We start from the raw sequence: 21,333 nt of genomic DNA, 5'->3' as shown, positions 1-21,333 counted from the left end.
GCCGGCACTTAACGATAGAACGCGGATGCGAAATGCCCAAATACGAAGTCACGCGGATGGTGCATGTGGATCGGACGCCACGCAGCTACCGGCTGTCAGTCAGCCCGTCCCGGGTCGGCGCAGCAGGTGCCACTGTTACCACTGTTGCCACTGGTGCCACTGGTGCCACTGGTGCCACTGGTGCCACTGGTGCCTCCCGCGGCGCCGCGTGCTTGAGCGAGCCGTAGCGGTTGGCGTAGAGCCAGGTGAATTCCGCCCCCAGCAGGAAGATCTGCGCGGAGTAGTAGACCCACATCAGCAACACCACGAGCGAGCCGGCCGCGCCATAGCCGGACGCCACCCCGCTCTTGCCGATGTAGAGCCCGATCAGGAACTTGCCGATGCTGAACAGCACGGCGGTGACAGTGGCGCCGAGCCAGACGTCCGGCCAGCGCACGGCGGCGTGGGGCATGATCTTGTAGATCATGGCGAAGACGACGGTCACCATGGCCACGCTGACGAGCAGGTCGAGCACATGGCCGAGCAGTTCGCCGTCGAACAGCGGCCCCCACACCCGCCCCAGCGCTGCAAGCCCGGCGCTGGCCAGCAGCGAGACGATCAGCAGGAAGCCAATGCCCAGCACCATCCCGAAAGACAGCAGCCGCGCGCGCAGCAACGCCAGAATGCCGGACGCTTTCTTGCGCTCCGGCACCTGCCAGATGCGGTCCAGCGCGCTCTGGAGTTCGGCGAACACTGTGGTGGCGCCAATCAACAGCGTCACCGTGCCGACCAGCGCGGTCAGCGTGCTGAGACCGGGGTCGCTGAGCGCGAGGAGCATGTTCTCGATGGCCTCCGCGCCTTCCGCGCCGATCAGCCCGGTGAACTCGCTCATCACCGCCCCGCGCGCCGCCTCGGCCCCAAAGACCATGCCGGCCACCGAGATCACGATCAGCAGCAGCGGCGCGATCGAAAACACCGTGTAGTAGGCCAGCGCGGCGCCCATGCTGGGCGCGTAGTCGTCCATCCACGCGGTCACGCTGTCGCGCATCAGGCCGTAGGCCTGACGGAGGGAGATGGGTCGCCAGCGCATCGCCGCGCCTGCTCCGTGGATTTACTTCTTCGGCTGGTCCTGCCCCACCGGCACCGGCCCCTTGCCCGGCACATGCTTCACGAGGTCGGACGTGGCCCAGTCGCTGCCGTGATCGCGCGGCTTTTTCTGGTCGCGGTTGTCTTCGCCATAGTGCGGCGGCCCCGAGGCGGGGTCGCGCGGCGTGCCATCGGGCCAGACGCCGCCGTCGCTGCGGCGGTGCACGCTGTGCGCATCGCCGTGTTCGGTGAGTTTCCCATCGGCTGGTTTGGTCATCTTCGTCTCCGGTCATGGCATAGCGGAACCAAGAGAAGCGAATTCCATACCCGGCCCCGGGGCACGGCCCAGCACCACCGGGCGGGTTGCGGGCGGGCCACCAACCGGCAAAAACTACACACCCGCCCGTGCGCCGCCTATATTGGAATGTATCCAATCCATCACAGGAGACCTCGATGCGCTTCCCTTTGCGCTGGATGCAAGCCGATTTGCCACGTGCAGCCGCCACTGCCGCCATGCTGCTCGCACTGGCGGCCTCGGGCGTGGGACTGGGCGGATGCTCGACCGCGCCCGTGGACCCGTCGGCCAAATCGACGTCCGCCTCTGCCAGCGCTCCGCAGGCCGACGCCCTGCCCTCCTGGCGCGACGGCCCCGCGAAGCAAGCCATCGTCAAGTTCGTCTCCGACGTGACGCGCCAGGGCTCGCCCACCTACGTGCCGCCCGAGCAGCGCGTGGCCGCCTTCGACAATGACGGCACGCTGTGGAGCGAGCAGCCGCTCTACTTCCAGTTCTTCTTCCTGCTCGATCAGGTCAGGGCCGCCGCGCCCCAGCATCCGGAATGGCGCAACAACCCAGCCTTCAAGGCCCTGATGGCCAACGACCTGGCCAAGGTGATCGCCAACGAGAAGCAGCTGTTGCAGTTGATTGCCGTCGCCAACAGCGGCATGAACGTGGATGACTACGACAAGACCATCCGCAACTGGATCGCCAGCGCGCGCCACCCGAAGTTCAATCGGCCCTACACCGACCTGGTCTACCAGCCGCAGCTGGAGCTGCTGTCCTACCTGCGCGCAAACGGCTTCAAGACGTACATCGTGTCCGGCGGGACCATCGAGTTCATGCGGCCCTGGGTGGAGCAGGCGTACGGGATTCCGCCCGAGCAGGTGGTCGGCTCGACGCAGGCGGTGCGCTATGGCATGTCCAACGGCAAGCCGGCGCTGGTGCGTGACCCGAAGCTGGAGTTCATCAACGATGGCCCCGGCAAGCCGGTTGGCATCTATCGCCATATTGGCCGCCGGCCGATCCTGGCCGTGGGCAACTCGGATGGCGACTTCCAGATGCTGGAATACACCACCACCGGCGACGGCCCGCGCCTGGCCGTGCTCGTGCATCACGACGATGCCGAGCGGGAATTCGCCTACGACCGCGCGTCCAAGATCGGCAAGCTGGACAAGGCGCTCGACGCCGCGAAAGTGCGCGGCTGGACCGTCATCAGCATGAAGCAGGACTGGCAGGCGGTGTACCCGAAGCGATAGGGATAGGGTTAGCGACAGGGTTAGCGCCCCGCGCCCCGCGCCCGCTACGGCATGATTCCGATGTAGCGCCCGCGCGGGCGGATCACCTGCCCCACGCCCAGTTGCTCCAGGCTGTGCGCCAGCAGGCCGATGCTGCGCGCCGTGGCGAACAGGGCGAACGCGGCGTCGTCCGGCAGGTGGTAGTGGATGACCAGCGCCGCCAGCGCCACGTCGATATTGGGCTGCAGGCCGGTCAGCCGGGTGGCCTTCTCGATAAAGCGCGTGATGACATCGGGCGGATCGAACAGGGCCAGCAGCGCCACCGCGCGTGGGTCCCCATCGGGATAGAGGTGATGGCCGAACCCGGCCAGCGGCAATCCGGTGGACAGGTAGTGGGCAATCACCTGATCCTCGCCCAGCCGCTCCACCTCGTTGAACAGCGCCTTGACCCGGCCGGACGCATCGCCGTGCAACGGCCCGGACAGCGTGGTCAGCCCCGCCAGCAGGCAGGCCGGCAGCGAGGCGCCCGTGGACGCCGCGATACGCGCCGCGAATGCCGAACTGGTCAGCTCATGGTCCACCAGCAGCACCATTGCGGTCCGCAGCAGATCCGCCACCTGCGGCGACTGCTGCCACCCCTGCGCAAAGCGGAGGTGCAAGGGCTGCTGCCCCGCCTGCGCGCCAAAGGCGTTGGCCAGTTGGCCAACCAGCTCCTGCGCTTCCAGATGCAACACCCGCGTCATGCGCCCATGCGTGGAGTGGCCCGTGGCCGCCAGCGTGGCCAGCGTATGGAAGGCCGCCACGCGCCCGGGCTCGGCAACGCTTGCCGTCGATGAGAAATCGACGGTCTGTCCGGCATCCCAGAGCAGGTGCGCCACCTCTTCCAGCGTGGCCGATCCGGCCAGCGTCACGGCGTCCTGCCCCCGGTAGTACAGCCGCTCGCGCACGAAGGTCGAGAGCGCGGTGGGGATGCTCGGCTCCGCGCCGAACAGCGTGTTGGTGGCCAGCGTCTCGTGCTTGCGCCCGGCCTGCTTGCGCCGGGCGAGGCCGGCCACATCCTCGGCCCGATAGAGGCTGCGCCGCGTGTCGGCAGGGTCGGACATGACCTCAAGCTTGCCCCGGCTCACGTAGGCATAGAGCGTTTGCGGCCGCACGCCAAGTCGGCTGCACGCCTCGTCCATCGATATCCAGGTTCCCATGTTGACGCTTCCCGTACGAATTTATATTGATTTTATATATCAATCTTGCCTCGTTAATCAACTATTACATACCATGCATCCATCAACAACACCCCAGCGCTACGCACATGAAGCCGCAAATCCTCCAGCTGAACCCGATCCTGATCCCGGCGGCCAATGACGAACTGGCCAGCCGCTACGTGGTGCACAAGTACTTCGAGATTGCCGACCAGGCGGGCTGGCTGCGCGAGCACGGCGCGTCCATCCAGGCGGTGATCACCGGCGGGCACACCGGGATTTCGCGGGCGATGCTGGAGCAGTTGCCGGCCCTGAAGGTGGTCGCCGTCAATGGCGTGGGCACCGATGCGGTGGACCTGGCCTACTGCCGCGAGCGCGGCCTGGCGGTGACTGCCACGCTGGGCGCGCTGACCGAGGACGTGGCCGATCTGGCCATCGGCCTGCTGATTGCCGCCTGCCGCAATATCTGTGCGGGCGACCGCTTCGTGCGGGACGGCCAGTGGGAACTGCATCCGCAGCCCAGCGCCATTCCGCTGGCGCGCCGGTTCAGCGGCATGCGCGTGGGCATCGTCGGCATGGGCCGGGTCGGGCGCGCCGTGGCCACGCGGGCAGCGGCGTTCGGCTGCCCCATCCGCTACACCGACCTGCGGGCCATGGACGACGTGCCGCACACCTTCGTGGCAAACCTGCTGGATCTGGCCCGCGAGAGCGACGCGCTGGTGCTGTGCGCCGCCGCCGACAAGGCCGAAGGCATCATCGATGCCGCCGTGCTGGACGCGCTCGGCCCGCAGGGCTACCTCGTCAACGTGGCGCGCGGCCGGCTGGTCAACGAAACGGATCTGGCCGATGCCATCGTCGCCGGGCGCATCGCGGGCGCGGGCCTCGATGTGTTCGTGGATGAGCCGCGCGTGCCCCGGGCACTGCGCCAGTCGGACCGCACCACGCTGCAGGCGCACCGCGCCAGCGCCACCTGGGAGACGCGCGGCGCCATGGCGCAGATGGTGCTCGACAGCGTGTCGCAGGGGCTGGCGGGCGAGCGTCCGGCCATGAGCCTGACCACCTGAGACCGCGATGGATTTCGTCTTCCCACCGGCCCCACCGGTCTCGCTGCCGGTCTTGGGTGACACCGCGCGGTTTCCCATCGCCCGGGTCTTTTGCATCGGCCGCAACTATCGATGGGACCCGGCCGAGCCGGCGCCCCAGGCCATGCCCGCGTGGTTCATGAAGCCGGCGACGGCCGTGGTGCCGGCCCGGGGCGAGCTGCCCTATCCGCCGGAGACGGCCGAGTTCTGCCACGAGGTGGAACTGGTGGTGGCCATCGGCCGGGGCGGGCGTGACATCGATCCGGCACAGGCCGAGGCGCAGCACATCTGGGGCTATGCCGTCGGGCTGGACCTGACCCGGCGCGACTTGCAGCAGCAAGCCAAGCGCGTCGGCGGCCCCTGGGAGCCCGCCAAGGCCTTCGACCACTCGGCGCCGTGCAGCGCCCTCGTGCCCGCCGCCACCTGCGGCCATCCCCACGAAGGCGCGATCCAGCTGGCCGTGAACGGTGTCGAGCGGCAGCGCGCGGACCTCTCAGGCCTGCTCTGGCCGGTGCCGGAGCTGGTGGCGATGCTGTCCCGATCCGTGACGCTGATGCCGGGCGACCTGATCTTCACCGGTACGCCGGTGGGCGTCGGGCCCTTGCAGCCCGGCGATGTCATCCAGGCCAGCGTGGCGGGGATCGGCGAGCTAGCGCTGACCGTCGCCCGCTGAAGACCATCCGCCACAACATATATATATAGGAGACCCCCTTGAACGCACCCCGCAAGATCGCCCTCGTCACCGGCGCCGGCAGCGGCGTGGGCCGCCTGACGGCCATCGCCCTGCTCAATGACGGCTGGACCGTCGTGCTGGCCGGCCGGCGCGCCGAGCCGTTGCAGGCGCTGGCTGCCGAGGCCGCCGAACGTGGCCAGGCCGCCATGGCGGCGCCCACCGACGTGACCGACCCGGCCAGCGTGCAGGCCCTGTTCGACACCATCGAGCGCGAGTTCGGCCGGCTGGACCTGCTGTTCAACAACGCCGGCGTCAACGCCCCCGCCGTGCCGATGGACGAGCTGCCGCTGGACAAGTGGTTCAATGTGATCAACACCAACGTCACGGGCGTCTTCCTCTGCGCGCGGGCGGCCTTCGGCCTGATGCGCCGGCAGTCCCCGCAGGGCGGGCGCATCATCAACAATGGCTCGATCTCCGCGCACACGCCCCGCCCGTTCACGGCGCCGTACACGGCCAGCAAGCACGCCGTCACCGGGCTGACCAAGGCGCTGGCGCTGGACGGCCGCGCCTACCACATCGTGGCCAGCCAGATCGACATCGGCAACGCCCTGACCGAGCTGTCCGAGCGCATGACGCGCGGCGTGCTGCAGGCCAACGGCACCACCGCGCCGGAGCCGATGATGGATGCCACCCATGTTGCCAATGCCGTGCGCCACATGGCCTCGCTGCCGCTTGAGGCCAATGTCCTGACCATGACCGTCATGGCCAGCGCGATGCCCTTCGTCGGGCGCGGCTGACATCACAGAGTTAACAAAAGTTGACCAGACATAGAACGGAGACAACCATGCAATTCACCCCCCTTATCAAGACCCTTGCCCTGTCCGCAGCACTGTCCACCACGCTGATCGTGGCGCCGGGGCTGGCCTCGGCGCAGCCCAACTACCCGAGCCGCCCGGTCACCATCATCGTTCCGGCCCCGGCCGGCGGCGGCATCGACCTGATCGCCCGGGTCGTGGGCGAGAAGCTCTCGGTCAAGTTCGGCCAGCCGTTTATCGTCGAGAACCGCCCGGGGGCGTCCAACAACCTCGGCACGGCGGTGCTGGCCAACGCCAAGCCGGACGGCTACACCATCGGCATCGTGGGCGGCAGCCACAACATCAACAAGTTCCTGTTCAAGAACCTCGGCTGGGACCCGCAGAAGAGCTTCGAGCCCATCGTCTACACCCACGAGATTCCGCTGGTGTTCGCGATCTACCCGAAGCTGCCGGTCAAGACCATGCCTGAACTGGTGACGTGGATGAAGGCCAACCCCGGCGAAGCCAAGGTAGCCACGTCCGGCCGTGGCAGCGCGCAGGAGATGGCCGCCGAGATGTTCCGCATGGTCAGCGGCGCGCCGGTGCTGCTGGTGCCCTACAAGGGCTCCTCCGCCGCCCACCCCGACCTGGTGGCCGGCCGCACGGCGCTCTACATCGACACCATCAGCGCCATTCAGGAGCAGGTGAAGGCGGGCAACGTGCGCGCGGTGGCGGTATCCACCCGGAACCGCTCCAAGGCGCTGCCCAACGTGCCGACGGCCGAGGAACAGGGGCTCAAGGGCTACGACGCCAACACCAACGGCGGCTTCCTGGCCCCGGCCGGCACGCCGAAGGAGATCGTCACCAAGCTCAATACCGAGATCAACGCGGCGCTGAAGCTGCCCGAGGTGCGCGCCAAGCTGGAAGCGGCCGGCATCGAGGTGCAGGGCGGCACGCCGCAGGCTTACGCGGCCCTGATCCAGTCCGACCTGACCAAGTGGGGCAAGGTCGTGAAGCAGGCCGGGATCGAGGCGGAGTAATCGGCGGAGTAATCCGTACCCGCTGGCTAGTGGTGAGGCGCCCCGGATCCTGCACCGGGGCGCCTCCCAACTGTCCCGGTTCGCGCAGGACAACCGCCAGGTGTGCCGCGAGTTGCCGGACTCAGTGGCCAGCCGCCTCGACCGCACCGATTCCGGTCTCGGAACGCAGTTCCTGCGCTTCGAAGCCAGCCTTGTCCAGGCGCGCTCTTGCCGACTTGTCGGTTACCGATACGATCCAGATGCCAAGGAAGCCGATCGTCATCGAGAACAATGCCGGGGACGTATAGGGAAACGGTGCGCTCTTGAAGTGGAACACATCGACCCACACGGCCTGCGACAGGATCGTGAGCACCACAGCCGACAACAGCCCCATGAAGCCGCCTATCGTCGCGCCACGTGTGGTGCAACCCTTCCACAGCACTGACATGAACAGCACCGGGAAGTTGGCCGAGGCCGCCACCGCAAAGGCCAGCGATACCATGAAGGCAATATTCTGCTTCTCGAAGACGATGCCAAGCACAACGGCGACCATCCCGAGGATGACGGTAGTGATACGCGAGACCCGCAGTTCATCGCGACTGCTTGCATTGCCATGCTTGAACACGGTGGCATACAGGTCGTGCGACACGGCCGATGCACCGGCCAGTGTCAGGCCAGCCACGACGGCCAGGATGGTGGCGAAAGCCACGGCCGAGATAAAGCCGAGAAACACGTTCCCGCCGACCGCGCTGGCCAGGTGGACGGCCGCCATATTGACGCCGCCAAGCAGCTTGCCGCTGCCATCCTGGAAGGTCGGATTCGTCCCCACCAGCACGATGGCACCGAAGCCAATGATGAAGGTCAGGATATAGAAGTAGCCGATCCAGGTCGTGGCCCAGAAGACCGACTTGCGCGCCTCCTTGGCATTGGGCACCGTGAAGAAGCGCATCAGGATGTGCGGCAGCCCGGCCGTGCCGAACATCAGCGCAATCCCGAACGAGATGGCCGAGATGGGATCCTTGATGAAGTTCCCCGGACCCATGATGGAGTCCTTCTTCGCGTGGACCTCCACGGCCTTGGCGAACAGGATCTCCGGGCTGAACTGGTGCTGGGCCAGCACCATGAAGGCCATGAAAGACGCGCCGGCGAGCAGCAGGCAGGCCTTGATGATCTGTACCCACGTCGTCGCGGTCATGCCGCCGAAGAGGACATACACCATCATCAGCGTACCGACGATGACCACCGCGATCCAGTATTCCAGCCCGAACAGCAGCTTGATGAGTTGCCCGGCACCCACCATCTGCGCAATCAGGTAGAAGGCGACCACGACCAGCGTGCCCGATGCCGCGAACGCGCGGATCGGCCCCTGCTTGAAGCGGTAGGCAGCAACATCGGCAAAGGTGAAGCGGCCCAGGTTGCGCAGCCGCTCCGCCATTAGAAAAGTGACGATCGGCCAGCCGACGAGGAAGCCGATGGAGTAGATCAGGCCGTCATAGCCATTGGTGAAGACGGCCGCCGAAATGCCTAGGAATGAGGCCGCCGACATGTAGTCGCCAGCAATCGCCAGGCCGTTCTGGAATCCGGTGATGCCGCCGCCACCGGTATAGAAGGCGGCCGCTGATTTTGTCTTCGTGGCTGCCCACTTGGTAATGAACAGCGTGCCAATGACGAACACGGTGAACATGCCGATGGCCGTCCAGTTGGTCGGCTGCCGCTGCATCTGCCCGAGGTCTCCGCCCGCTGCAAGGGCGGCCGATGCCAGCAGCAGCGCCGCGCTGGCGACGATGGCGTGGTGGGTTCTCATGCCACCTCCCGCTTGATCTGCTCGGTCAGCTTGTCGTACGAGTCATTGGCATGGCGCACGTAGAAGCCGGTGATGGCCACCGTGAATGCAATCACGAACAGGCCGATCGGCATCCCCCATGTCATCACGCCGCTTCCCATTCTTGTAGAGAGAAGCTCCTTGTCGAAGGCGATCAGCAGAACGTACCCGTAGTAGACAACCAGCATCACGGCGGTCAACGACCAGCCAAGCCTGCTGCGTTTGCGGACAAGCTCATGGTATGCGGGATTTGCCCTGAGTCTTGCGACCAGATCTTCATTCATCGATGTCTCCTGCCATTTCTTATGCTTCGTCATCGCCGACCTTGGGCGGCGCAGTGCTGGACGCGATGGATGTCATCGCAATCCATGCCGCTAGGTTAATCGCTACCCCTTACCCAGGTCTTACACGCGCGGTGACTGGCGCGGCGCATCGCGCATCGGCATGCGGCTAGCGCCGTTGAGGCACGAGCACTACCGGAACGGCACTATGGCGCACGATCTCCTCTGCAACGCTACCCATCAACAGGCTCTTCAGGCCGCTGCGCCCGTGCGTGCCGGTCACGACGAGTTGCGCATCGCTACGCTCCACGATCCGCCGAAGCTGGCCGGCGATGTTTCCCGGCGCGTCGATGTCATCGACCATCACGACGCGGCCTCGAACATTCCTCGCTTCCGCGCTCGCCAGGGCATCCGCCAGCAGCTTCTTGCCCTCTGCCACGAGCCTTGCCCGCACGCCCTCCTCCTCATAGCCGGGGTCGACGATGTGCACGATCTCAAGTTCGGCATCGAAAGCCGCCGCCAGCCTGATCGCCTCGTCGAGGCCTCTCGCCGCGCATTGGCTCCCATCGACGGCAACCAGAATTTTCTGGTACATGACCTGTCTCCTCTACCAATGGCCGGCCGTCTACTTGCTCTGCCCCTCGGTGTAGGGATCGAACTTGCCCGACCGCGCCACATCGTCCGGTTGGGGCCGCTCGTCCGGCAGCTTCTTCGCCGGCGCAGCGTTGGACTTCGTCCTCACGCCATCGGTGTACGGGTCGAAATTCCCGGCCTTGCTGGCACCTTCCTTCCCCTTTTCAGGCGACGACGGCTTTGCCTTGGTCGTATGGGAGCCGCCATACAAGTCGCCGCCATCCGTGTAGTTTTTCTGCGCCATGGCGGGTGCCGCCACGAGGGCAACGACGGCTGCGGTAGCCACTAAGATCATCCGTTTCATTCTGGTCTCCTTCAAGCACAAGATGGCGTTGAGTCCAGACTAGGTGCCACGGCCCGGCAGGGCTTGATACATATCAAGCCGCCCCGCCGAGCGGAAAAGGGAGACGATGCCGAGTGGTCACGGCGTGGTGGCGCTAATGATTCTCGGTATTCAAGCACGCTCTCAACGTCATATTTCTCACTGGAAGAAGCTATATTGTGATGAGCCGGGCCATCAGGCCGCCGGCGCAGGCGCCTGCCCGCGCCACCTCCAAATGAGCCGAATATGACGCTCCCCTCACCGAATGCGGATGGCCGCTGGATCCTGCCGGATCAGATCACAGGGAACGAGGCATGTTTTTCTGCAATAGTGCGCACCTCCATGGAGGCCATTGTTTCGGTAAACGAGGGGCAAAGCATTGTGCTCTTCAACCCCATGGCTGAAGCGCTGTTCGGCATTTCCGCCTCCGAGGCCGTCGGAAAACCGCTGGACCTGCTGATTCCGAGCCGATTCCGTGCGTCGCATGTGACGCACGTCAAGCGCTTCGGCGTCACCGGCGTGTCCGATCGACAAATGGGCCAGCAGCGCACCCTCTTCGGCCTGCGTCGGGACGGCAGTGAATTTCCGATCGAGGCTTCCATCTCACAAACCAGCGATAGCCAGGGACGCAAGCTATTCACCGTCATGCTGCGCGACGTCACGGAGCGTGTGCGCGCCGAAGCACGGTTGCGTCACTCCCGGGAAGAACTGCAGGCCCTCTCCGACAGCATCCTCTCCACCCGGGAGGAGGAGAAACGGCGGGTGGCCAGGGAACTGCATGACGATATCGGCCAGCGTTTGAGCGCCCTGAAAATGGACCTCGTCATGCTGGAGGACGATCTGCGCAGGGAGGGCGCCTCCACAGGCAGTTGCAGTCAGGCCGCCGCCATGCACGCCGGGCTCGATGCCGCCATTGCCGCGGTCCGACAGATTTCGGCAGACCTTCGGCCAGCCCTCCTGGATGAGCTGGGCCTGACTGCGGCACTCGACTGGCTGGGAAAGGACTTCAGCCATCGTTACGCGATTTCGGTCGACACCCATGTGCCGGATCATGTCGAGGTTTCCGATCAGGCAGCGACGGCGGTGTTCAGGATCGTTCAGGAAGCCCTGAATAACGTCGTCCATCATGCCAACGCGAGCCGGGTGTGGATCGACCTGCATCAGGCCGACGACGACCATGTCCTGTCTGTGCGAGACGATGGCGACGGCTGGGACGGCGAGATCAAGGATCCTGCCCGTCGCTCGTTTGGATTACTCGGTATTCGGGAGCGCGCACGCCTGCTTGGCGGCACCCTGTCTCTTGCCAATACCCCGGGCCGGGGCTTCGAACTTTCCCTGCGGTTTCCCACCAGGTTTGCCGAGACGAGGTAATGCCATGATACGTGTGGTGATTGCAGACGATCATGCCGTCGTGCGTAACGGCTTGCGGCATATTCTCGAACGAGAATCCGATGTCGGGGTCGTTGGCGAGGCCTCCAAGGCATCGGAGGTGTCACATGTGGTCAGGGAAACTTCGCCGGATGTCATCCTGCTCGATCTTTCCATGCCTGGCCGCAGCGGCCTGGAACTGGTGCGACTGGTCCGTACCGATCATCCCGCCACGCGCATCCTCGTACTGACGATGCATGCGGAGGAACAATACGTCGTCCGCGCGTTTCGCGCGGGCGCCGCCGGCTACCTGACCAAGGACAGTGCGGCGACCGATCTCGTAGCTGCGCTCCGGAAGGTTGCCGGCGGCGGCACCTATGTCAGCCCGGAAATGGCGGAGAAACTCGCCCTCGGCCTGCAGGAGCGCCCAGACGCCCCGCATAAGGGCCTGTCGGACCGGGAGCTCGAAGTCTTCCGCCGCATCGTGAACGGGGAGTCCCTGACCGAGATCGCCGAGGCCCTCTCCGTGAGTGCGAAAACCGTCAGCACCTACAAGATGCGCCTGCTCGAAAAGTTGCAACTGCGCAGCGACGCGGCACTGGTGCGTTACGCCATCCAGGCCAATCTCTTCCCCGACGATTCAGAAATCTAGCCCCTTGGCGCCAAGGATGAGGAAAGCTGTTCGACGTTGATGTATCGCAACGTCGACCTTCCGCACTCACTTAGAGTGAAACCATCCCCGTGCTCGACCCCTTGCCAAGGAGCCTGGATGGACATCTCGGCCATCATGATCCATGTGGACGCATCCCCACAATCCGCGGCCAGGCTCTCGCATGCGGTGGCGATCGCTACGGCATTCCATGCCACGTTGATCGGCCTTCTTTCGCAGAATGCCGGCGCCCCGGCCGGGACCGATCGCCACCACAATGGAAAACACGTGGGAAGCGCCATCGCAGCCGACCTCTCGGCCAACTGTGATGCGGCGAGGCTGGCCTTTGACACCGCCACGGAGCACCTGCCCGTGGCGGTGGACTGGCGTGTCGGGGAAGGCACGCCTATCGATGCCATGCATTGTGAAGGCCGGCTGGCAGATCTCATCATCGTGGGCCAGCCGGCGCCAGGTGAGGTCGGCGCATCTGCCACACGGCGGTTCATTGAATTGACGATCGTGGGCACGGGCCCGCCGGTGCTGGTCCTCCCCGCCGGCGGCAAGATTGCCGCGGCACCGTGGCCCTATGCATCGGCCATGGTGGCGTGGAGCGGCACCCGTGGATCGGCCATGGCGCTGCGGAGCGCACTACCCTTTCTCCTGCTCGCCCAGCGCGTGAACCTCGTATCCTGCCCGCCTGACGGCCTGGGGCGCCACCCGGGTGTCGCGCCGCCAAGCTACGCGATGAGCTGGCTTTCCCGCCATGGCGTGAAAGCGACGCTGACGGAAATGATCGTCCATCCATCCGGCAGTGTGGGCGACGCCCTGCTGGAATTGACCGCGCGCCGCAAGGCCGACCTCCTCGTCTGTGGGGAATACGGACGCCGCGCCATGAGCGATCTCGTCCTGGGCAGGGTCGCCGACACGCTGCTGAGCAAATCGCCGATTCCCACGCTCTTCGCCTGCTAGACATCCGGGCACGTCATCCCCGCCATGTCAGGTTACCCTGACAGAAGCCGACTCATTCCTGACGCTGGTCTCAGCCATTGCTGATTTCGCTCGGCCTCGCGCTCGTCAATACTCAATCCAACGGCTCACGTCTGATGCGACCGCCGGCGCAGGACTCAAGTCCGCGCCCACTGCAGCCTCAACAGGAGGAAGCAATCATGTACGGATCCACTCAGGTGTTGGAAGCGTCGCATTCGCCTGGCGCGGACGACCTATTGGCGCCGCCTGATACGCGCCTCGGCGAAGCGCCAAGGCAGATGAATGCGAACTGTTCGCTTTGCAGCCTCCGGGCGCTCTGTTTTGCGTCGTGTCTGGGCGAAGACGAACTGCCCCGCCTCGAACGGGCTGTCAGTCAATGGCGCATGATTCATCGCGGCGATTATCTCTTCCGCGTCGGCGACAAGTTCCACAGCTTGTATACCCTGCGCTCGGGATCGTTCAAGACCGTTGCCGGCCACGAAGATGGCCTGGAACATGTCAGCGATTTCATCCTGCCGGGCGAAACGCTTGGGCTGGGCGCCATCGGCAGCGGGCAATACGATTGCGATGCCATCGCGCTGGAAGACAGTGCAGTCTGCATCATCCCCTTCGCCGCGCTGGAATCGCTCTGCCACGACGTGCGCAGCGTGCAGCACCACCTCAACCAGACCCTCAGCCGCGAAATCGTGCGCAATTCCAGGCAGATGGTCCTGCTGTCCGGCATGACCGCTGAACGACGCGTCGCGTCTTTCCTGGTTGATTTCTCGCGACGCCTGCTTGAGCGGGGATACGCCGCGCGATCGTTCACGCTGCGCATGACGCGTGAGGAAATTGGCAGCTACCTCGGCATCAAGCTCGAGACCGTCAGCCGGACCTTCTCCCGATTCCAGCGCGAAGGCCTGATGCGGGTCGACGGCAAACAGATCGAGATCTTCGACCCGGAGGCGTTGGCGCAAATCTAGTTGGGCCGCTGAGACGGGGGGAGCGGATCGCGAATGATTCTCAGCAGCCGCATTCGTCACCTCAGCACCTACACTGATTGCAGCGCCGCGGCGAGTGCCGGCGCCAGGTGCCATCCCGCTCGCACATGGCGAAAAGCCGACTTCATGAATCTGCTGTTACTGGTCATCTCAGCACTGACTCTCCTTGGCGGCTGGGCGGCCAGTCAGTTCGGCGATGCGAACCTCGCTCGCTGGATCTGGATCGGCGGCATTGCCCCGAATGTCCTCGCCTTGCTCGTCGACTGCACAAGATCGCTGTTGCGACGGCAGGCCGGGGTCGATCTGCTCGCCCTCCTCTCCATTGGCTTCGCACTCTGGTTCGGCGAATGGCTGATTGCGTCCGTCATCACGCTCATGCTTGCCAGCGGGCGCATGCTGGAGTCGTACGCACAAGCGCGCGCGCAACGGGAGATCACCGCACTGCTCGCCCACGCGCCGAAGCGCGCGCACCGGTTCGACGGGCAGCAGTGGCAAGACATCGACCTCGCTGACGTACGCGTTGGCGACCAGCTGATGGTCAGGCATGGCGAGATCGTCCCCGTCGACGGCACGCTCAGCCATCCGGCCGATCTTGACGAGTCCACCCTGACCGGCGAGGCCGCAATCCGGAAACGGGCGGCGGGCGAGGCGGTCAGCAGCGGCGTGCTGAACTCGGGCGCGGCCGTCGAAATGATCGCCGGCGCCACTGCTGAACACAGCACCTTCGCAGGCATCGTCCGGATGGTGGAAGCCGCCCAGAAGGAGCGCAGCCCTGGGGCACGCCTTGCGGACCGCTACGCCGTCGCCTTCATGGCCGTCGCGGTGCTGCTGGCCGCCGCGGGCTGGATCTGGACTGGCGATCCGCTGCGGAGTCTCGCTGTGCTCGTAGTGGCTACCCCGTGCCCCCTGATCCTCGCGGTACCCACCGCGATCGTTTCGGGGATGTCCCGTTGCGCCAAACGGGGGGTGCTTGTCAAGGGCGGCGGCGCGCTCGAGCGTCTGGCCGTCGCGAACACCCTCTTCTTCGACAAGACCGGCACCCTGACCAGCGGGCGCGCCCACCTCGCTGCCGTCGATTGCGCCCCCTCGTTCCAGTCGGACGAGATCCTCCGCCTTGCCGGGTCCGTCGCCTGTGCCTCCACGCACGTCATCTCCGATGCAATTGCCGTGGCGGCACGCGAGCGGGGATTGCAGCTGGCGCCCCCCGCCAACGTACGGGAAGTGCCAGGATCCGGCGTACAAGCCATGGTCGGTGGCCTGGATATCAAGCTGGGGGCCATGCAGTATGTGCTCGGCACAGGCGACCTTCCGTCCTGGGCAGGCGCGTCCCTGAAGCGCATGCGCCCGGAAGGCGCCTCTACCGTGTTCCTCAGCATCGATGGTCGCCTTGCCGGCCTCCTGCAGTTTCTGGATGGTATCCGCCTGGAGGCACCCCGCGCGCTGCGCATGCTCCGGGAGCTCGGCATTCAGCGTCAGGCCATGCTCACCGGCGACCAGCTCGACATGGCGCAGTCCGTCGGCGAGATCCTGGGCATCACGGAGGTCTTCGCCGAGCAGTCTCCTGCGGACAAGCTGGACAAGATCAAGCGCGCGCGGGCGTCTGGAACCGTGATCATGATCGGAGACGGCACCAATGACGCCCCGGCCCTGGCTGCCGCGGACGTCGGGGTGGCCATGGGTGCGCGAGGCGCCGCCTCCACCGTGCAGGCTGCGGATGTTGTCCTGCTCGTCGACCGCTTCGACCGCCTGGTCGACGCCGTCACCATCGCCCGAGGAACGCGTCGCATCGCCTGGCAGAGCGTCATGGTCGGCATGTCGTTATCGTTCCTCGGCATGCTGGTGGCGCTGGCCGGGTATCTTCCGCCCTTCTCCGGCGCGGTGTTGCAGGAAGTCATCGATGTTGCCGTCATCCTCAATGCACTGCGCGCGCTGCGCCTGTCGCCCGCAAAGTCGACGAATTCCCTGCCTGCAACGGAGGTGGCCAGGCTCCAGCACGAGCATGTGGAGCTCGGCCAGTACCTCGACCAGATCCGGACCCTGGCGGCAACCCTACCGCAGCTTGACCCCGGCAAGATGAAATCCGAGCTGGCCGCCGTGGTGCAGCTTCTGGCCGAGAACATCCTCCCCCACGAGCGCGATGACGACTGGAACCTCTATCCCGGCATCGCGCGGCGGCTGGGCGGCGAGGATCCGCTGGCGGCGTTGAGCGCCGTGCATCGCGAGATCTTTCGCACCGCCCGCCAGCTCGACCTGATCGTACGGGAGATGCACCCCTCCGGCCCCGACAGCAGCGAGATTCGCGAGGTGCAGCGACTGCTCTATGGTCTGGAGGCCATCCTGCGCCTGCACTATTCACAGGAGAACGAGCTGTTTCACGTGCTGGGCGAGGCGCCAGGCTGAGATCGCACTGGCGGCCTTGACCTGGCGCAAGGCCCCGGCAATCGCCCCGCCTATGCTGGATGCAAGGCGTCATGCCAAGCGGCGACGCCCCATGCAGCGCTCCAACGGCTACCAGGGGATTCTCCATGTACGAACGCATTTTGCTCGCCGTCGATGGCGGCCCATCCTCCGACCTTGCCATCTCGCAGGCCGTTCTGGTCGCCAAGGCGATGAACGCCGAAGTCAAGGCGATCTTCGTCGTGGACGATAGCGAACTCTTCTTCGAGAGCAGCTATATCAACCCGGACGATGTCTTGCGCGACCTCTTCAGCGTCGGGCAGCAAACGCTTAGCCGCGTGGCAACGCGACTTCAGGATGCGGGGGTGCGCTGCACCACCGCGGTGATCGAAAGACCGGTGTCACCCGGGCAGATCTCGTCGACGATCGTGGCGCAAGCGGATACGTGGCCCGCAGACATGATCGTGATGGGCACGCACGGCCGGCGGGGTGTCAGGCGGATGATCATGGGGAGCGTGTCCGAAGGCGTCATTGCCAAGACGAACAAGCCCGTGCTGCTGGTACGCAGCGAACGGGACGCCTGAAGGACGCCTGACCGGTCCGTCCGCCTCCGCCAGTTCACGCCAGGGGGTACGACGCCCGATACTCGGGCATCGTGACATGCCACCGCAGTTCGCGTTCGATCCGCTGGCGCAGTGCATCGCTGGCCTCCGGCTCGCCGTGTACAACGAAGGTGCGTCGAGGCGGCGCACTGAAGCCCCGCAGCCAGACCATCAACTCATCCGCATCGGCGTGCGCCGACAAGTGCTGGATCTGCGCCACCGAAGCGCGCACGGTAATGTCCTGCCCGTGCATGCGTAGCGTGCGCCGGCCGGCGGCCAGTGCCGCGCCGCGCGTGCCGGCGGCCTGAAATCCCGACAGCAGGATCGTGCTGCGAGCATCCTGCCCGTAGGTCTCCAGATGGTGGACAACCCGGCCGCCAGTCGCCATTCCGCTGCCCGCGAGGATGATCTTCGGATTGCCAACGTGATTCAGCGCGATCGACTCCTCCATGGTCTGCACGGGAGTCGCCATCGCACACGCCGCCGCACACGCCTCGCGCGGAATATGCAGCTCCTCCGGATGCAGCGAGAAGATCTGCGTGGCATCGATCGCCATGGGGCTGTTGAGGTAGATCGGCACGTCAGGCAGGCGACCCTGCTGCCGCAGCCGGTAGAGGCAATAGAGGATGGACTGGGCACGGCCTACCGCGAACACCGGCACGATGAGGCTCCCTCCCCGGCCGATCGTGGCCTCGATGATCTCGCCCAGGGCGTCCACAGGGTCTGTCGCAGGATGGAGCCGGTCGCCATAGGTGGACTCCACCAGCAGGTAATCCGCCCGGGCGATGGCTTCCGGCGGGCGCATGACCACGTCATGCTGGCGGCCGAGGTCGCCCGAGAACACAATCCGCTGGCCTTCCACGTATAGCGTCACGATCGCCGCGCCGATGATGTGCCCCGCCCGGTGGAACTCTACCTCCACGCCCGGCGCCACCGCCACCCGGGAGGCAAATCGGGTGGGCTCGAGTCGACGCAGCGCGCGCGCGGCGTCGGCGGCCGTATAGAGCGGTAACGCCGGATGGTGGCGCGAGAAGCCCTTGCGGTTGGCGAAGTTGGCGTCCTCTTCGGCGAGATGCGCGCTGTCGGGCAACAGGATGCCGCAAAGCTGCGCGGTGCCCATGGTGCAGAAGACCCGACCGCGGAAGCCGTTGCGCACCAGCAGCGGCAGATAGCCGCTGTGATCGATATGGGCATGCGTGAGCACCACCGCATCGAGCGAAGCCGGATCGACCGGAAAGGGATCCCAATTGCGCAAGCGTAGCGCCTTATAACCCTGGAACAGACCGCAATCGACCAGAATCCGGCTCCGGCCGGTGTCCAGCAGATACTTGGAGCCGGTCACCGTATCGGTCGCGCCGAGGAACTGGAGTTGCATCGTCGATCTCCGTCAGTGCGACATGAACAAGGGCACCTCGCACCGCTGCAGCAAGGTGCGGGTCGTGCCGCCGATGACCAACTCCCGTAGCCTGGCGTGCCCATAGCAGCCTGCCACGAGCATATCTGGCGCCAGCGTCTCCAGACACGACAGGATCGCTTTTCGCGGCGCACGGTCAGAGGGCAAGCCACGGCTCGCGGCGTCGATGCCGTGCCGCCGCAGATAGGCCTCCAGGCCGGCGTGTGCCGTGCCCGGCTTCCCATGCGTGGGGCCACCCTCGGACGTGAGGATGGTGACCTGCCGGGCGCGCCGCAGCAGCGGTAGCGCGTCAGCGACGGCTCGCGCCGCCTCGCGCCCCCCATCCCACGCGATGGCCATGTGGCCGCCATGCAGTTCCCGCATCGCCTGGGGCAGCACCATGACCGGCCGCCCGGCGCTCAGTATCACTTGCTCGGGTACATCGGGCACCACCGGCGGCACGCCGTCCCACGGCGGGCGCTGCGCCAGCAGGCTGAGATCGGCCAGCATTCCGCGCGTGACGAAGGCCCGGGGCGCTTCATCCTCGACGGCCTCATGCGCAAACGATATCGCCAGCCCCATCTCGGCCACCATGTCCTTCATCAGGTCGCCATATGCGGCAGCTTCGGCCCGCAATCTGTCGCGTGCCAGGGCGGCATGACGTGGGCCATCGTCATCCGAACCGCGCAGGTGCCCTAGCGGCACGCCCGTCGCCGTGACGCCGGCAAGGTGTGCACCAAAAGCGGACGCCAGGCGCGCAGCCGCGCGCAGGCGGTCACGGCAGCCCGCGTCGCGGCCAACTTCCACCAGAATTGTCTTGAAGTCCATGTCGTAAGGGCTAGTGGGTCATCAGTACCGGAACGGTCATCGAGGCGAGCAATGTCCGCGTCACGCCGCCGAGCACCAGCTCCCGGAAGCGCCCATGTCCGTATGCACCCATGATCACGAGGCTGGCGTCGAAGTCGGCGGCGCGGGACAGGATCAACTCGCCGATCGCCAGGTCCGTCCCGCCGGGAGCGTGCTCGACGACCACTTCCGCACCTTGCCCTTCGAGCAGGCGCACCGCTGCCGCCACCGGCGAAGCATCGGTACGCAGCGCCATGGTTGCCGAATTCGCGTGGAGCACGCATACCTGGCCACCCGCCAGCAGGGGAATCGCATCGTGCAAAGCGCGCGCAGCTTCGCGCCCGCCATCCCACGCGACCATGGTGCGGGGGCCGAGCGCCCCGAAAGTGCCCGCGCAGGGGATGACAAGGATCGGCCGCCCCGACTCCAGCACCAGCGACTCGAGGAACTGCGGGGCGACATAGCTATCGGGATCGTTGGCATCGTACTGGCCAGCCACGACCAGTCCGGCCTCGCGGACTTCCCTTAGCGCCATGGTCACGGGCTCTCCCTCCGTGGCGCGCCATTCCACATCAATCGACAAGTTCTTTACCGCAGCCTCGAATTTGGCGCGGACCTGCTCGCGCGCCTCGTTGCGCCGGGCCCGGTCCGCTTCCAGGTACTGCGCCGCGTTGTCCATCAGGTAGAACCAGCGCGGATCTGGTGCAAAGCCCACAAAGAGCCCCACCAGGCGGCATTGGTGCGCCACCGCCAGCCGCACCGCCACATCGAGCCGGATCAGCGCCTGGTTGCTGGTGTCCAGGTGGACGAAGATGCTGTGATAGGTCATGACAGGCTCCGAAGATGACGAGCTAGTGCGAGAGAAGGAGCGGGATGGTGCTGTGGCGCATCAGGGCGTGCGTCGTGCCGCCCATGACCAGCTCACCCAATCGCGAGTGTCCGTAGCCGCCCGCCACCAACAGGCTGGTGGCATCGGCATTCGCAATCCGCAACAGGCTGTCTGCGGGGTGCTCGCCTTCTTCCACCCGTACCGTGGCCGAGATGCCGTGCGTGGACAGCCAATGCGCCATGCCGGCAACGTTCGCCTCGTCGGGCCTGCCCGCCTTGACAATCACGACGATGGTCACGCGTGTGGCCTCGGCCAGCAGCGGCAATGCATCCGCCACCGCGCGCGTGGCCTCCCGGCGGCCGTCCCAGGCGATCAGGACGTGTCCGCCCAGGCGGAACCGCGCGCCGCCGGGCGGTACCAGCAGTATGGGTCGTCCCGCGTGGAGCAATGCGTACTCGGCGGCCTTCGCCATCGGCAATGGCGCCGTCTCGAACGCGGATGGCGGTGCCGGCAGCACGATATCGGCGAAGTGGCCTTGCAAGGCGAGGGCCGATCCGGCCTCCTGCTCCAGGATGACCTGGGAAGTCTGCACCTGCGGCGCCACGCGGCTCACGACCGCGTTCATCGCCGTGGCGTCCGCGCGCACGGCGCGTTCCCGGCCGTTTTCATACAGCGCCTCGTAAAGGCCGGCCTGCTGCCCGGCGCTGCGGTACGGCTCGAGCTGCATCCCCAGCGCGGTGAGCCCAACGACATGTCCCGAAGACGCCGACGCCAGCAAGGCCGCTGCCTCAAGGCGCACTTCACGCGCAATGTCATCCCCTAGATCCACGAGGACGGTCTTGTAGTCCATGGCATACCCTTAATCAGCCGAGTGGAAGCTCGT

At 65.9% G+C, this 21,333-nt stretch carries 22 protein-coding genes; 11 read left to right on the top strand and 11 right to left on the bottom strand.

The window, feature by feature from the left end:
* Nucleotides 1–85: 85 nt before the first annotated feature.
* Nucleotides 86–1,069 (bottom strand): YihY/virulence factor BrkB family protein, encoded by a 984-nt coding sequence (locus AB4120_RS07120; RefSeq protein WP_441642078.1) that lies wholly within the window; start codon nucleotides 1,067–1,069, stop codon nucleotides 86–88.
* Between the two features lie 21 nt (nucleotides 1,070–1,090).
* A complete protein-coding gene (locus tag AB4120_RS07115) occupies nucleotides 1,091–1,342 on the bottom strand; it encodes a hypothetical protein (RefSeq protein WP_149136243.1) in 252 nt (83 codons plus the stop codon).
* Between the two features lie 236 nt (nucleotides 1,343–1,578).
* On the opposite strand from AB4120_RS07115, the gene AB4120_RS07110 reads away from it, so the two are divergent.
* A complete protein-coding gene (locus tag AB4120_RS07110; protein ID WP_392388514.1) occupies nucleotides 1,579–2,598 on the top strand; it encodes an HAD family hydrolase in 1,020 nt (339 codons plus the stop codon).
* A 44-nt stretch (nucleotides 2,599–2,642) separates the two neighbouring features.
* On the opposite strand, the gene AB4120_RS07105 is transcribed toward AB4120_RS07110, so the two are convergent.
* A complete protein-coding gene (locus tag AB4120_RS07105) occupies nucleotides 2,643–3,776 on the bottom strand; it encodes a citrate/2-methylcitrate synthase (RefSeq protein ID WP_149136244.1) in 1,134 nt (377 codons plus the stop codon).
* Nucleotides 3,777–3,883: 107 nt separating this feature from the next.
* Here AB4120_RS07105 and AB4120_RS07100 point away from each other — a divergent pair, with 107 nt between their 5' ends.
* The 4 genes from AB4120_RS07100 to AB4120_RS07085 are packed head-to-tail and all read left to right on the top strand — an operon-like array spanning nucleotide 3,884 to nucleotide 7,362.
* Nucleotides 3,884–4,837, top strand: coding sequence for a 2-hydroxyacid dehydrogenase (locus AB4120_RS07100; protein ID WP_441642077.1), 954 nt, complete (start codon nucleotides 3,884–3,886; stop codon nucleotides 4,835–4,837).
* Nucleotides 4,838–4,844: 7 nt separating this feature from the next.
* The gene (locus AB4120_RS07095; protein WP_149136246.1) at nucleotides 4,845–5,528 is read left to right on the top strand and encodes a fumarylacetoacetate hydrolase family protein; all 684 of its coding nucleotides are present in this window, start codon (nucleotides 4,845–4,847) and stop codon (nucleotides 5,526–5,528) included.
* Between the two features lie 38 nt (nucleotides 5,529–5,566).
* Nucleotides 5,567–6,325, top strand: coding sequence for an SDR family oxidoreductase (locus AB4120_RS07090; RefSeq protein WP_149136247.1), 759 nt, complete (start codon nucleotides 5,567–5,569; stop codon nucleotides 6,323–6,325).
* A gap of 47 nt (nucleotides 6,326–6,372) precedes the next feature.
* Nucleotides 6,373–7,362: a Bug family tripartite tricarboxylate transporter substrate binding protein gene (locus tag AB4120_RS07085; RefSeq protein ID WP_441642076.1), complete on the top strand. Its 990-nt coding sequence runs from the start codon at nucleotides 6,373–6,375 to the stop codon at nucleotides 7,360–7,362.
* A 121-nt stretch (nucleotides 7,363–7,483) separates the two neighbouring features.
* Here the strand turns inward: AB4120_RS07085 and AB4120_RS07080 are convergent, their stop codons facing one another.
* The 4 genes from AB4120_RS07080 to AB4120_RS07065 all read right to left on the bottom strand — a co-directional run bounded on the left by AB4120_RS07080 (nucleotide 7,484) and on the right by AB4120_RS07065 (nucleotide 10,381).
* Nucleotides 7,484–9,145, bottom strand: a complete 1,662-nt coding sequence (locus AB4120_RS07080; RefSeq protein WP_149136249.1) for a cation acetate symporter — start codon at nucleotides 9,143–9,145, stop codon at nucleotides 7,484–7,486.
* A complete protein-coding gene (locus tag AB4120_RS07075) occupies nucleotides 9,142–9,447 on the bottom strand; it encodes a DUF485 domain-containing protein (protein WP_149136250.1) in 306 nt (101 codons plus the stop codon). Before AB4120_RS07075 ends, AB4120_RS07080 begins: the two co-directional genes overlap by 4 nt.
* A gap of 166 nt (nucleotides 9,448–9,613) precedes the next feature.
* Nucleotides 9,614–10,039 (bottom strand): universal stress protein, encoded by a 426-nt coding sequence (locus tag AB4120_RS07070; protein ID WP_149136251.1) that lies wholly within the window; start codon nucleotides 10,037–10,039, stop codon nucleotides 9,614–9,616.
* 30 nt (nucleotides 10,040–10,069) lie between these two features.
* Nucleotides 10,070–10,381: a hypothetical protein gene (locus AB4120_RS07065; RefSeq protein ID WP_149136252.1), complete on the bottom strand. Its 312-nt coding sequence runs from the start codon at nucleotides 10,379–10,381 to the stop codon at nucleotides 10,070–10,072.
* Between the two features lie 264 nt (nucleotides 10,382–10,645).
* On the opposite strand from AB4120_RS07065, the gene AB4120_RS07060 reads away from it, so the two are divergent.
* The 6 genes from AB4120_RS07060 (at nucleotide 10,646) to AB4120_RS07035 (ending at nucleotide 17,364) form a co-directional block, all read left to right on the top strand.
* Entirely contained in the window at nucleotides 10,646–11,770 is a 1,125-nt protein-coding gene (locus tag AB4120_RS07060; RefSeq protein WP_441642075.1) for a PAS domain-containing sensor histidine kinase, read from the top strand.
* A gap of 4 nt (nucleotides 11,771–11,774) precedes the next feature.
* Nucleotides 11,775–12,419 carry a response regulator gene (locus AB4120_RS07055; protein WP_149136254.1) on the top strand — a complete coding sequence of 215 codons (645 nt, stop codon included), beginning with the start codon at nucleotides 11,775–11,777 and terminating at the stop codon, nucleotides 12,417–12,419.
* Between the two features lie 117 nt (nucleotides 12,420–12,536).
* The gene (locus AB4120_RS07050; protein WP_149136255.1) at nucleotides 12,537–13,385 is read left to right on the top strand and encodes a universal stress protein; all 849 of its coding nucleotides are present in this window, start codon (nucleotides 12,537–12,539) and stop codon (nucleotides 13,383–13,385) included.
* A gap of 197 nt (nucleotides 13,386–13,582) precedes the next feature.
* Nucleotides 13,583–14,365, top strand: coding sequence for a helix-turn-helix domain-containing protein (locus AB4120_RS07045; protein WP_149136256.1), 783 nt, complete (start codon nucleotides 13,583–13,585; stop codon nucleotides 14,363–14,365).
* Between the two features lie 144 nt (nucleotides 14,366–14,509).
* Nucleotides 14,510–16,783: a heavy metal translocating P-type ATPase gene (locus AB4120_RS07040; RefSeq protein WP_441642074.1), complete on the top strand. Its 2,274-nt coding sequence runs from the start codon at nucleotides 14,510–14,512 to the stop codon at nucleotides 16,781–16,783.
* A gap of 125 nt (nucleotides 16,784–16,908) precedes the next feature.
* On the top strand, nucleotides 16,909–17,364 hold the full coding sequence (locus AB4120_RS07035) for a universal stress protein (protein WP_149136257.1): 456 nt from the start codon (nucleotides 16,909–16,911) through the stop codon (nucleotides 17,362–17,364).
* A gap of 34 nt (nucleotides 17,365–17,398) precedes the next feature.
* On the opposite strand, the gene AB4120_RS07030 is transcribed toward AB4120_RS07035, so the two are convergent.
* Genes AB4120_RS07030 through AB4120_RS07015 form a run of 4 tightly spaced genes read right to left on the bottom strand, consistent with a single transcriptional unit; the run spans nucleotide 17,399 to nucleotide 21,300 of the window.
* Nucleotides 17,399–18,757, bottom strand: coding sequence for an MBL fold metallo-hydrolase RNA specificity domain-containing protein (locus AB4120_RS07030; protein WP_149136258.1), 1,359 nt, complete (start codon nucleotides 18,755–18,757; stop codon nucleotides 17,399–17,401).
* 12 nt (nucleotides 18,758–18,769) lie between these two features.
* The gene (locus AB4120_RS07025; protein ID WP_149136259.1) at nucleotides 18,770–19,603 is read right to left on the bottom strand and encodes a universal stress protein; all 834 of its coding nucleotides are present in this window, start codon (nucleotides 19,601–19,603) and stop codon (nucleotides 18,770–18,772) included.
* Between the two features lie 10 nt (nucleotides 19,604–19,613).
* Nucleotides 19,614–20,450, bottom strand: a complete 837-nt coding sequence (locus AB4120_RS07020; RefSeq protein ID WP_149136260.1) for a universal stress protein — start codon at nucleotides 20,448–20,450, stop codon at nucleotides 19,614–19,616.
* A 22-nt stretch (nucleotides 20,451–20,472) separates the two neighbouring features.
* Complete coding sequence (locus AB4120_RS07015) at nucleotides 20,473–21,300, bottom strand: universal stress protein (RefSeq protein ID WP_149136261.1); 828 nt, start codon at nucleotides 21,298–21,300, stop codon at nucleotides 20,473–20,475.
* Nucleotides 21,301–21,333: the final 33 nt, after the last annotated feature.

The sequence above is a fragment of the Cupriavidus sp. 2KB_3 genome, assembly GCF_052115685.1.
In the GTDB taxonomy this organism is placed as follows: Bacteria; Pseudomonadota; Gammaproteobacteria; order Burkholderiales; family Burkholderiaceae; genus Cupriavidus; species Cupriavidus campinensis.
The sequence above is the reverse complement of the archived record's forward strand: the minus strand, read 5'-3'. Positions and strand labels throughout refer to the sequence as shown.

Coding starts and splice junctions, on each gene's coding strand:
- AB4120_RS07120 (WP_441642078.1), bottom strand. CDS start 1,069: ATGCGCTGGCGACCCATCTCCCTCCGTCAGGCCTACGGCCTGATGCGC.
- AB4120_RS07115 (WP_149136243.1), bottom strand. CDS start 1,342: ATGACCAAACCAGCCGATGGGAAACTCACCGAACACGGCGATGCGCAC.
- AB4120_RS07110 (WP_392388514.1), top strand. CDS start 1,579: ATGCTGCTCGCACTGGCGGCCTCGGGCGTGGGACTGGGCGGATGCTCG.
- AB4120_RS07105 (WP_149136244.1), bottom strand. CDS start 3,776: ATGGGAACCTGGATATCGATGGACGAGGCGTGCAGCCGACTTGGCGTG.
- AB4120_RS07100 (WP_441642077.1), top strand. CDS start 3,884: ATGAAGCCGCAAATCCTCCAGCTGAACCCGATCCTGATCCCGGCGGCC.
- AB4120_RS07095 (WP_149136246.1), top strand. CDS start 4,845: ATGGATTTCGTCTTCCCACCGGCCCCACCGGTCTCGCTGCCGGTCTTG.
- AB4120_RS07085 (WP_441642076.1), top strand. CDS start 6,373: ATGCAATTCACCCCCCTTATCAAGACCCTTGCCCTGTCCGCAGCACTG.
- AB4120_RS07080 (WP_149136249.1), bottom strand. CDS start 9,145: ATGAGAACCCACCACGCCATCGTCGCCAGCGCGGCGCTGCTGCTGGCA.
- AB4120_RS07075 (WP_149136250.1), bottom strand. CDS start 9,447: ATGAATGAAGATCTGGTCGCAAGACTCAGGGCAAATCCCGCATACCAT.
- AB4120_RS07070 (WP_149136251.1), bottom strand. CDS start 10,039: ATGTACCAGAAAATTCTGGTTGCCGTCGATGGGAGCCAATGCGCGGCG.
- AB4120_RS07065 (WP_149136252.1), bottom strand. CDS start 10,381: ATGAAACGGATGATCTTAGTGGCTACCGCAGCCGTCGTTGCCCTCGTG.
- AB4120_RS07060 (WP_441642075.1), top strand. CDS start 10,646: ATGACGCTCCCCTCACCGAATGCGGATGGCCGCTGGATCCTGCCGGAT.
- AB4120_RS07055 (WP_149136254.1), top strand. CDS start 11,775: ATGATACGTGTGGTGATTGCAGACGATCATGCCGTCGTGCGTAACGGC.
- AB4120_RS07050 (WP_149136255.1), top strand. CDS start 12,537: ATGGACATCTCGGCCATCATGATCCATGTGGACGCATCCCCACAATCC.
- AB4120_RS07045 (WP_149136256.1), top strand. CDS start 13,583: ATGTACGGATCCACTCAGGTGTTGGAAGCGTCGCATTCGCCTGGCGCG.
- AB4120_RS07040 (WP_441642074.1), top strand. CDS start 14,510: ATGAATCTGCTGTTACTGGTCATCTCAGCACTGACTCTCCTTGGCGGC.
- AB4120_RS07035 (WP_149136257.1), top strand. CDS start 16,909: ATGTACGAACGCATTTTGCTCGCCGTCGATGGCGGCCCATCCTCCGAC.
- AB4120_RS07030 (WP_149136258.1), bottom strand. CDS start 18,757: ATGCAACTCCAGTTCCTCGGCGCGACCGATACGGTGACCGGCTCCAAG.
- AB4120_RS07025 (WP_149136259.1), bottom strand. CDS start 19,603: ATGGACTTCAAGACAATTCTGGTGGAAGTTGGCCGCGACGCGGGCTGC.
- AB4120_RS07020 (WP_149136260.1), bottom strand. CDS start 20,450: ATGACCTATCACAGCATCTTCGTCCACCTGGACACCAGCAACCAGGCG.
- AB4120_RS07015 (WP_149136261.1), bottom strand. CDS start 21,300: ATGGACTACAAGACCGTCCTCGTGGATCTAGGGGATGACATTGCGCGT.